9 protein-coding genes are annotated in these 9,038 nt (G+C 70.9%); 6 read left to right on the top strand and 3 right to left on the bottom strand.

Annotated elements, in window-relative coordinates:
* The 3 genes from QNJ30_10425 to QNJ30_10415 form a co-directional block, all read left to right on the top strand.
* Positions 1-201: hypothetical protein (locus QNJ30_10425; GenBank protein MDJ0943872.1), on the top strand; the 201-nt coding region annotated here is incomplete at its 5' end.
* A gap of 95 nt (positions 202-296) precedes the next feature.
* A complete protein-coding gene (locus tag QNJ30_10420; GenBank protein ID MDJ0943871.1) occupies positions 297-767 on the top strand; it encodes an Hpt domain-containing protein in 471 nt (156 codons plus the stop codon).
* Between the two features lie 108 nt (positions 768-875).
* Positions 876-1,652, top strand: a complete 777-nt coding sequence (locus QNJ30_10415; GenBank protein MDJ0943870.1) for a glucose 1-dehydrogenase — start codon at positions 876-878, stop codon at positions 1,650-1,652.
* 82 nt (positions 1,653-1,734) lie between these two features.
* Here QNJ30_10415 and QNJ30_10410 read toward each other — a convergent pair whose 3' ends face one another.
* From QNJ30_10410 to QNJ30_10400, 3 genes are all read right to left on the bottom strand, one after another.
* Complete coding sequence (locus tag QNJ30_10410) at positions 1,735-2,475, bottom strand: Bax inhibitor-1/YccA family protein (GenBank protein MDJ0943869.1); 741 nt, start codon at positions 2,473-2,475, stop codon at positions 1,735-1,737.
* Between the two features lie 143 nt (positions 2,476-2,618).
* Positions 2,619-5,171 carry an FtsX-like permease family protein gene (locus QNJ30_10405; protein MDJ0943868.1) on the bottom strand — a complete coding sequence of 851 codons (2,553 nt, stop codon included), beginning with the start codon at positions 5,169-5,171 and terminating at the stop codon, positions 2,619-2,621.
* Positions 5,168-5,872 carry an ABC transporter ATP-binding protein gene (locus tag QNJ30_10400; protein ID MDJ0943867.1) on the bottom strand — a complete coding sequence of 235 codons (705 nt, stop codon included), beginning with the start codon at positions 5,870-5,872 and terminating at the stop codon, positions 5,168-5,170. Before QNJ30_10400 ends, QNJ30_10405 begins: the two co-directional genes overlap by 4 nt.
* A gap of 193 nt (positions 5,873-6,065) precedes the next feature.
* Between QNJ30_10400 and QNJ30_10395 the strand changes: the two genes are divergently transcribed.
* Genes QNJ30_10395 through QNJ30_10385 form a run of 3 tightly spaced genes read left to right on the top strand, consistent with a single transcriptional unit; the run spans position 6,066 to position 9,004 of the window.
* Positions 6,066-6,773: an arylesterase gene (locus tag QNJ30_10395; GenBank protein MDJ0943866.1), complete on the top strand. Its 708-nt coding sequence runs from the start codon at positions 6,066-6,068 to the stop codon at positions 6,771-6,773.
* Positions 6,766-7,905 carry an FIST C-terminal domain-containing protein gene (locus QNJ30_10390; protein MDJ0943865.1) on the top strand — a complete coding sequence of 380 codons (1,140 nt, stop codon included), beginning with the start codon at positions 6,766-6,768 and terminating at the stop codon, positions 7,903-7,905. The genes QNJ30_10395 and QNJ30_10390 overlap by 8 nt, the downstream gene beginning before the upstream one ends.
* Positions 7,906-7,963: 58 nt before the next feature.
* The gene (locus tag QNJ30_10385; GenBank protein ID MDJ0943864.1) at positions 7,964-9,004 is read left to right on the top strand and encodes an NADP(H)-dependent aldo-keto reductase; all 1,041 of its coding nucleotides are present in this window, start codon (positions 7,964-7,966) and stop codon (positions 9,002-9,004) included.
* Positions 9,005-9,038: the final 34 nt, after the last annotated feature.

The raw sequence follows: 9,038 nt of genomic DNA, 5'->3' as shown, positions 1-9,038 counted from the left end.
GCGCCTGGCCTCAAGCCCTTCTCGACCCAGATGTACGTCGAGGGCGAGCCGCTGAACGCCACCGACGGGGTGCTCAACCGGATCCGCGACCCGCAGGCCCGGGCCAGCGTCCTGGTCGCCCTGCGCCCGGCGCCGGAGGTCGAGACCGGAGCCCTGGCCGGCCGCTTCCGGATCGTCCTCGATCATCCCGGCGCCGCCTGAAGCCAGATCCTTACACTGCGTTAACGCTCGCTGCCTAGACTGACCGGCGCTGCGGCCCTGCCTGCGCGAACCGCGGCCAACCACAGGGACCCCGAATGTCCAACGCCAAGGCCGGTCAAGTCGCGAAGCAGCAAGCGATGGGCGCGGGCGGCGGCCTGCCGCCGGAGATCCTCGCCGACCTGCGCGAGATCTACCTGCAGGGCGTCCGGGCCGACCTCGCCGCCCTCGACGGCCTGCTCGAGGACCTGAGCACGGGACGGCGCGGCTGGGCGGACTTCGTCGAGCGGGTTCGAAGGGTGGTCCACAACGTCAAGGGCCAAGGCAGCAGCTTCGGCTATCCCCTGATGACCGAGATCGGCGAATCCCTGCACGCCCTGCTGCGCCAGGCGCCGGAGCGCGCGAGCCCTGCAGTCAGGCGCGTGATCGAGGCCCACGTCGCCTGCCTGCACGGGGTCATCGACAGCGACATCGACGGCGATCCCGGTCCCGAGGGCCGGCGGCTGGTCGAACGGCTGCGCGCGCTCACCGGGCGGGTCGCCGCCGAACCCGGAAGCGCGCTGTCCTGACGCCCCGCCGTCCCGGCGCCGATTGCTTTTGACCGCCAGCCGGACGGCATGCTCTAGTCCTTGACAAGAAACCGGATCCGACAACCGGCTCGTGAAGGGGCAAGCTCCATGGTGGACTCGGCTGGACAGCGCCTGAGGGGCAAGGTTGCGGTGGTGACCGGCGCGGCTTCGGGCTTCGGCGCCGGAATCGCCCGCCGCTTCGCCCAGGAGGGCGCGGCCGTGGTCGCCGCCGACCTCGCCGAGGCCGCGGGCCAGGACGTGGTCGGCGAGATCGTTCAGGGCGGCGGGCGCGCGACCTTCGTCGCCTGCGACGTCACCGAGCGCGCGGCGGTGCGCCGGATGGTCCGGACCGCCGCCGACGCCTACGGCCGCCTGGACGTGCTGGTCAACAACGCCGGCTACAGCCACGTCAACCAGCCCATGACCGAGACCAGCGAGGCGGACTTCGACCGGGTCTATGCGGTCAACGTCAAGGCGATCTACCTGGCCGCGCTGGAGGCGGTGCCGCTGCTGCGGGCGCAGGGCGGCGGCTGCATCCTCAACACCTCCTCCACGGCGGCGCTGCGGCCGCGCCCGGGGCTGACCTGGTACAACGGCTCCAAGGGGGCGGTGAACACCATCACCAAGTCGATGGCCGCCGAGCTGGCGCCCGACCGGATCCGGGTCAACGCGATCTGTCCGGTGATCGGCGCGACCGGCATGCTGGAGACCTTCCTCGGCGCCCCCGACACCCCGGAGCTGCGCGAGAAGTTCGTCGCCACCATCCCCCTCGGCCGGATGAGCGAGCCGGCCGACGTCGCCGCGGCGGCGCTCTTCCTGGCCTCCGAGGAGGCTGCCTTCATCACCGGCGCCTGCCTGGAGGTCGACGGCGGCCGCTGCGTCTGAGCGCCAGCTTCCGCCCAAAGGAAAAGCCCGGGCACTGAGGCCCGGGCTTTGTTCGCTTTGCCGAGACTTGCGGCGCGGATCCCTATTCGCCGCGCAGTAAGCTCAGGATGTTCAGGATCCAGATGAACAGCGTCACGAAGGCGCCGTAGAGCATGAAGGCGCCGAAGATCGCCTTGCGCGTCGCGACGTCGCTGCCGTCGGACTCGTAGTACATGTTCTTGATCATCTGGGTCTCGTAGGCGGTCAGGGCCGAGAAGACCAGAACAACGCCGATCGACAGCACCAGCTCGAAGCCCCAGCTCTGCACGAAAAAGGCATTGACCAGAACCGCAATCAGCAGGCCGATGGTCGCCATCGCGAAGAAGGTTCCGAAGGCACTGAGGTTCTTCTTCGTCGTGTAGCCCAGGAGGCTCAAGCCGGCGAAGGTCGCCGTGGCGATGAAGAAGGCTCTGGCCACATCGTCGGGCGCGCCCTGCTGGACGCCGACGAAGTACAGCATCGGCGCGATGCCGATACCCCAGAGGGCCGCGTAGACCCAGAAGCAGACCTGCGCCGTCATCACGCTGCCGCTCATCATCAGACGCGGCGCGAACCAGCCAAGGCCGAGAATGCCGAGGAACACGCCCCAGAACAGCGGCGTGCCGGCAACGGCGAAGAGAATCTGCGGAGTCGAGGCGACGAAGAGCGAAACTGCCCCGGTGAAGGCCACGCCCAGCGCCATGTAGTTGTAGACGCGCAGCATGTACTTCCGGAGACCGGCATCGATTTCAGCCGTGTCGACCCGGGTGCGCGTCACCGTACTCGGATTCGGATTAAACGACATCTGCTCGCATCTCCAAGAAAGGTGAAACCGTCGCCAGAAATATCGTCCTTCAAGCGTCAAGAATCAATGGAAGATCGCCCGGGATTTATCATTAAATCTGCGTAACAATTCACATTTCCGCACAACAACTGTGGATTTTTGGCTCACTCGTTGCGCAGCAAAGGGGCCGCTTTCTGGGACAGCGCCGTCCAGGTTCCCAGGAATCCGACCAGCAATGTGACCAAAGTCCCGAGCGCGGCCGTCACCACCACGGCCGGGCCTATGAAGACGAAGTCGACCCGCATCACGTAGGTCAGGATCAGGTAGGCGGCCAGGCTGCCCAGGGCCGCGGCGATGCTCGCGGTCAGGGCGCCCAGGAGGCCGTACTCGACAATGAAGGCCCCGGCCACCGTGCGCCGCGCCGCGCCCAGGACCTTGAGCACCACGGCGTCGTAGCGCCGGCGCAGCCGCCCGGCGGCGATCGCCCCGGCCAGCACCAGGACCCCGGCGACCAGGGTCAGCCCGGCGATGGCGCGGACCGCCAGGCTGAGCCGGCCCATCAGGTCCGAGACGGTCTGCAGGACCTCGCGCACCCGGATCGCCGAGACGTTGGCGAAGCCGTCCGCGACCGCCTGCTCCAGGCCGTCCTCGGCATCGGGATCGACGCGCACCGTGGCGATCTGGGTCTGCGGTGCGCCCTCCAGGACGCCGGGGGAAAAGACCATGACGAAGTTGATCCCGAGCGAGCCCCAGTCGATCCGCCGCAGGTTGGCGATCTCGACCTCGACGTCGCGGCCCAGGATGTTGACCGTCAGCTTGTCTCCGGGCGCCAGGTCGAGGGCCTCGCCGACCTCGGCGTCGAGGGAGACCAGGGGCCGGCCCGCGTGGTCCGCCGGCCACCATTCGCCGGCCACCAGCCGGGTCCCGGCGGGGGCCTCCCGGCTCCAGGTCAGGCCGCGATCGCCGCGGAACACCCAGGCGACGTTGGACGCGATCTCCAGCGCCGCGGGCGGCGTGCCGTTCACGGCGCTGATCCGGCCGCGCAGCATGGGGACCCGCTCCAGACCGCGGACCCCGGGCTGGGCCCGGACCAGGGCCTCGAAGGGCGCCGCCTGGTCGGGCTGGATGTCGATGAAGAAGAAGGCCGGCGCCTCCTCGGGCAGGCTGCGGTCGATCTGGCGGGCCAGGTTGCCCTCGACCAGGGCGATGGCGACCAGCACGGTCAGGCCGATGCCGAGCGACAGCACGACGCTGGGGGTCGGCGCGCCCGGCCGGTGCAGGTTGGCCAGCGCCAGGCGCAGGCCGGGCCGGCGCGGCCGCGGGACCCGGCTGGCCAGGCGGACCACCGCGAGGCCGGCCAGGCGGAAGAGCGCGAAGCTGGCCAGGGTGCCGAAGATGAACCAGAGCGCAATCGCCCGGTCGCTGGAGCCGTAGAAGACCAGGGCGGCCAGGGCCAGGCCAGCGAGCGCCACCGCCAGCCGCGATCCCGGCGCCACGGCGCCGCGGGCGGGCAGGACCAGGTCGCGGAACAGGGCGGCCGGGGCGATGCTCTGGGCCCGGGCCAGCGGCCAGAGCGAGAAGGTCAGCGCGGTCATCAGGCCGAAGGCCCCCGCCTTGATCAGCGGCCCGGGATGGACTCCGAGGCTGGCCCGCCAGCCCAGGGAATCGCCGACGAAGGCGTCGACCAGGTAGGGCGCCACGGCGCCGACCGCCAGCCCGGCGGCGACCCCGACCAGGGCCAGCGCCATGATCTGCAGCAGGTAGCAGCGGAAGATCAGCCGGCCCGGCGCGCCAAGGCACTTCAGGGTCGCGATGGTGCCGCTGCGCGAGTCCAGGTAGCTGCGCACCGCGTTGCCGACCCCGACCCCGCCGACCAGCAGCGCGGTCAGGCCGACCAGGCTGAGGAACAGCGTCACCCGGTGCAGGAAGCGGCGGATCCCCGGCGCCGCCCCCTGCGGGTCGCGCAGGCGCCAGCCCGCCGCGGGGAAGGCCTCGCCGAGCCGTTCCTTGACCGAGTCCGCGGTCTCGTCCGGCGGCAGGCGCAGGCGGTAGTAGTGGTAGACCAGGCTGCCAGGCTGGATCAGCTCGGTCGCGCGCAGGCCCTCGAGCTCGACGATCGCGCCGGGCCCGAGCAGGAAGCTGCGCGAGGCGCGGTCCGGCTCGGCGGCGAGCAGCGCCCGCAGCTCGAAAGCCGTCTCGCCGATCCGCAGCCGGTCGCCCAGGGCCACCCCGAGGCGGGCGAGCAGGCTGGGCTCCACGGCGATGCCATAGACCCCGTCGCGAAGCTCAAGGGCTTCGTCGAGGGACATCGCCGGCTCGAGGAGGGTCTCGCCGTAGAAGGGATAGGTCTCGTCGACGCCGCGCAGCTCGATCAGCTTGCGCCGCGCCCCAGGCGCATCGCCGCGTGCCATGGCCCGCAAGCGGACCATGCGGCCAAGCTCGCCCTGGGTCTGCAGGAAGGCCAGCTCCTCGGGCTCGGCCGCGCGGTGCACCAGGCGGACCTCGAGGTCGGCGCCGAGGATGGTCCGGGCGTTCTGCCGCAAGCCGTCCAGCAGGGCCGAGGAGACCGAGCCGACGGCGGCGATGGCGGCGACGCCGAGGAAAAGGCAGGCGAGGAAGACACGGAAGCCGGTCAGGCCGCTGCGCAGCTCGCGCTGGGCCAGGCGCCAGGCAAGGCGCCAGGCGCCGAGGCCGCGAATCGGCCTGGCCTGGGTCATTGCGCCGCCCGGCCGCCCGCCGGCGCGGCGACAGCCAGGCCGCTGTCCACGATCAGCCCGTCCTTGAGGCGCACCTGCCGGCTGCAGCGCCCCGCCAGGCCCGGGTCATGGGTGATCAGCATCAGGGTGCTGCCGTGCCGGGCCTGCAGGCCGAACAGCAGGTCGATGACCTGCCGCCCGGTCTCGCCGTCCAGGTTGCCGGTCGGCTCGTCGGCCAGCAGCAGCTTGGGCGCCGGCGCCGAGGCCCGGGCCAGGGCAACGCGCTGCTGCTCGCCGCCCGATAGCTGCCCCGGGTAGTGGCTCAGGCGATGCCCCAGGCCGACCGCGCGCAGGCTCTCGGCGGCCACGTCGAAGGCGTCGGCGCGGCCGGCGAACTCCAGCGGCACGGCGACGTTCTCCAGCGCGGTCATGGTCGGGATCAGATGGAAGTCCTGGAACACGATGCCGATGGCGTCGCGCCGGAAGCGCGCCAGGCCGTCCTCGTCGAGCCGGGAGAGATCGGCCCCGGCGACCTCGACCCGGCCCTCGCTCGGCCGCTCCAGGCCGGCGATCAGCATCATCATGCTGGACTTGCCGGAGCCGGAGGGTCCGACCACCGAGACCGTCTCGCCGGCGGCGATCTCGAGGTCCAGGCCGCGCAGGATCTCGACCGGGCCGGCGCTGCTGGGCAGGGTTAGCTGCACGCCGGCGAGCCGGATCATATTGTCCTGCAAGGCTTTTCTCCCGTCATAACGACCGTCTCCCGCGCGATCGGAGGCCAGGTTACACGGCTTCCTACGCAGTCCAGCGCGGAAAGATGAAGGGCATATGGCGGTCAGGCGGCCCGAATCAATGGCGACCGCTTCGGCAAGCCGCTTGAAGCGGCGCGAATTTGGCCCTATCTGCGCAGAAGTCATGGTGATTCCGGCCGCCTCCGTCGAGTCTCCCCGCAGCCGGCCCCCAGCAGGGTTCCGCGGCCCGGTGTTCCTGCTGGCCGTGCTATTGTTCCTCGGTGGGCTCCTGATCCAGGCCTCCTCGACGTCCGCGCAACCGCTCAAGCTCCTGACCTTCGGCGACAGCCTGATTCACGGCTACGGCCTGCCTGCCGGAGAGACCTTCCCGGCTCAGCTGGAGGCGGCCCTCAGGGCCGAAGGCTTCGACATCAAGGTGCTCAACGGCGGCAACTCCGGCGACACCACCGCAGCGGGCCGCGCCCGCCTCGACTGGGCGCTGTCGGACGACCCGGACCTGGTCCTGGTCACCCTGGGCGGCAACGACATGCTGCGCGGCCTGGAGCCTTCGGAGACCTACCGCAACCTCGACGCCATCCTGACCCGGCTCGAGACCGAAGGCCTGCCGGTCCTGTTGACGGGCATGCTGGCGCCGCGCAACCTGGGCGCCGAATACGCCGCGGAGTTCGACGCGGTCTTTCCCAGGCTGGCCGAGGAACACGACGTGGCGTTCTATCCTTTCTTCCTCGACGGCGTCGCCATGCGACCGGAGTTCAACCAGCCGGACGGCCTGCACCCCAACGGCGCCGGGGTCGCGGTGATCGTCGAGGCGATCCTGCCGGCCCTGAGGCCATTGATCGACGCGGCACAGGCGCGGGGCTCCGATGGCTGAGGCCGGCGCCACGGCCGCCGACGGCTTCAAGGCCGCCTATGCCAGCGGCCCGGATTGGAGCGCCACCGGCAAGGCCTGTCTGGAGGCTCTCGGCGAGGTGCCTGCAGGCGCCAACCTCGGCTTCCTCTACGCCACCGACCCCCTGGCCGGCCACACCGAAAGCCTGGTCGAGTTGCTGCGCCGGGCCACCGGCATCACGCACTGGGTCGGCACCACCGGCTTCGGGATCGCCGGCAGCGGCGTCGAGATCTACGACCGGCCGGCGGTCTCGCTGCTGGTCGGCCGTTTCCCCGAGGCGAGCTTCCAGGTCTTCCAACCGGTGACCCAGGACCTCAAGGACTTCCACCGCTGCTGCGACGGCTGGCTGAGCCGGAACCCGCCGCTCTTCGGGGTGGTTCACGGCGACCCGCGCAACCCGCTGCTGCCCCGCCTGATCGACGGCTTGTCCAACGACACCTCGGCCTTCCTGGTCGGCGGCCTGTCGGCCAGCCGCAACGGCATCGTCCAGCTCGCCGACCGGGTCTCGGAGGGCGGGCTCTCCGGCGTGCTGTTCAGCGCCGGGCTCGACGTCGCCGCCGGGCTGTCCCAGGGCTGCCAGCCGATCGGGCCGAGCCGCCGGATCACCGCGGCCGAGCGCAACATCGTCATCGCCATCGACGGCCAGCCGGCACTGGACGTCCTGCTCGACGACCTCGGCGTCGAGACTCCGGCCGACCTTACGCCCGCCGCGGCGAACACTATGGTCGCCTTTCCGGTGACCGGCAGCGACACCGGGGACTACATGGTCCGCAACCTCATGGGCATCGACACGGAGCAGGGCTGGCTCGCGGTCGGGGAGATCGTCGAGGCCGGTCAGGACATCCTGTTCTGCCGCCGCGACCAGGCCGCCGCCGAGGCCGACCTCAAGCGCATGCTGGACCAGGTCAAGGGGCGGCTCCGGGCGCCGCCGCGCGCCGCGCTCTACTTCTCCTGCATCGCCCGGGGCGAGAACCTCTTCGGCCCGGACGCCGCCGAGATGCGCCTGATCCGCGACGCGCTCGGCGACCTGCCGCTCGCCGGCTTCTACGCCAACGGCGAGATCTCGAACAACCGGCTCTACGGCTATACCGGGGTGCTGGCGCTCTTTCTCTGAGCCGCCGACCGGAAGCCACCGCACAGCAGACAATCCAACCAGACGGCAAGGGGGAAACATGGAGTACCGCCAGCTCGGCCGCAGCGACGTCAAGGTCAGCGCGCTCTGCCTCGGGACCATGACCTGGGGCACGCAGAACAGCGAGGCCGAGGGCCACGAGCAGATGGACTACGCCTTTGAGCGGGGCATCAACTTCCTGGACGCCGCGGAGATGTATCCGGTGCCGCCCGGGCCCGAGACCTACGGCCGGACCGAGGAGATCATCGGCAGCTGGATGAAGGCCCGCGGCAACCGCGACAGGGTGGTGGTCGCGACCAAGGTCGCCGGCCCCGATGGGCGGCTGACCTACATCCGCGACGGCCAGCCGCGGCTCGACCGGGCCAACATCGAGGCCGCCGTGGAGGCCTCGCTGAAGCGGCTGCAGACCGACTATATCGACCTCTACCAGCTGCACTGGCCCGAGCGCCCGGCGAACCGCTTCGGCCGCCTGGGCTACGCGCCCGCGGAGGCGGAGGACGGCACGGCGCTGGAGGAGACCCTGGCGGCGCTGGACGCGGTCGTCCGATCGGGCCGGGTGCGGCTGGTCGGCGTCTCCAACGAGACCGCCTGGGGCCTGCAGCGCTTCCTGCAGCTGGCCGAGTCCGGGCGGGGACCGAGGATGGTCTCGATCCAGAACCCCTATAGCTTCCTCAACCGCAGCTTCGAGGTCGGCCTGGCCGAGACGGCGGTCCGCGAGGACTGCGGCCTCCTGGCCTATGCGCCCCTGGGCGCCGGAACCCTGACCGGCAAGTACCTGGGCGACGCCAAGCCCGCGGGCGCGCGCCTGACCCTGCACCCGCAGAACCGGCGCTACCAGGGCCCGCGCGCCGAGGCGGCGATCGCGGCCTACCGCGACCTGGCGGCGCGGCACGGCCTGGACCCGGCGCAGATGGCCCTGGCCTACGTCACCTCGCGGCCCTTCACCACGGCCACGATCATCGGCGCGACCAAGATGGCGCAGCTCGAGACCAACATCGCCTCGGCGGCGCTGACGCTGGCGCCCGAGGTGCTGGACGGGATCGAGGAAATCCACAAGGATCACACCTACCCCTGTCCGTGACACCGAGTCGCAGAATCCGAGCAGCGGGGAACCA

The organism is Kiloniellales bacterium, assembly GCA_030066685.1.
Lineage (GTDB): Bacteria > Pseudomonadota > Alphaproteobacteria > Kiloniellales > JAKSBE01 > JAKSBE01.
This window is presented reverse-complemented; position numbering and strand designations above follow the sequence as displayed.

What these genes read in the sequence shown, in the direction of transcription:
- QNJ30_10415 (MDJ0943870.1), top strand. Translation starts at nt 876, where the DNA reads ATGGTGGACTCGGCTGGACAGCGCCTGAGGGGCAAGGTTGCGGTGGTG.
- QNJ30_10390 (MDJ0943865.1), top strand. Translation starts at nt 6,766, where the DNA reads ATGGCTGAGGCCGGCGCCACGGCCGCCGACGGCTTCAAGGCCGCCTAT.
- QNJ30_10395 (MDJ0943866.1), top strand. Translation starts at nt 6,066, where the DNA reads ATGGTGATTCCGGCCGCCTCCGTCGAGTCTCCCCGCAGCCGGCCCCCA.
- QNJ30_10385 (MDJ0943864.1), top strand. Translation starts at nt 7,964, where the DNA reads ATGGAGTACCGCCAGCTCGGCCGCAGCGACGTCAAGGTCAGCGCGCTC.
- QNJ30_10410 (MDJ0943869.1), bottom strand. Translation starts at nt 2,475, where the DNA reads ATGTCGTTTAATCCGAATCCGAGTACGGTGACGCGCACCCGGGTCGAC.
- QNJ30_10420 (MDJ0943871.1), top strand. Translation starts at nt 297, where the DNA reads ATGTCCAACGCCAAGGCCGGTCAAGTCGCGAAGCAGCAAGCGATGGGC.
- QNJ30_10405 (MDJ0943868.1), bottom strand. Translation starts at nt 5,171, where the DNA reads ATGACCCAGGCCAGGCCGATTCGCGGCCTCGGCGCCTGGCGCCTTGCC.
- QNJ30_10400 (MDJ0943867.1), bottom strand. Translation starts at nt 5,872, where the DNA reads ATGATCCGGCTCGCCGGCGTGCAGCTAACCCTGCCCAGCAGCGCCGGC.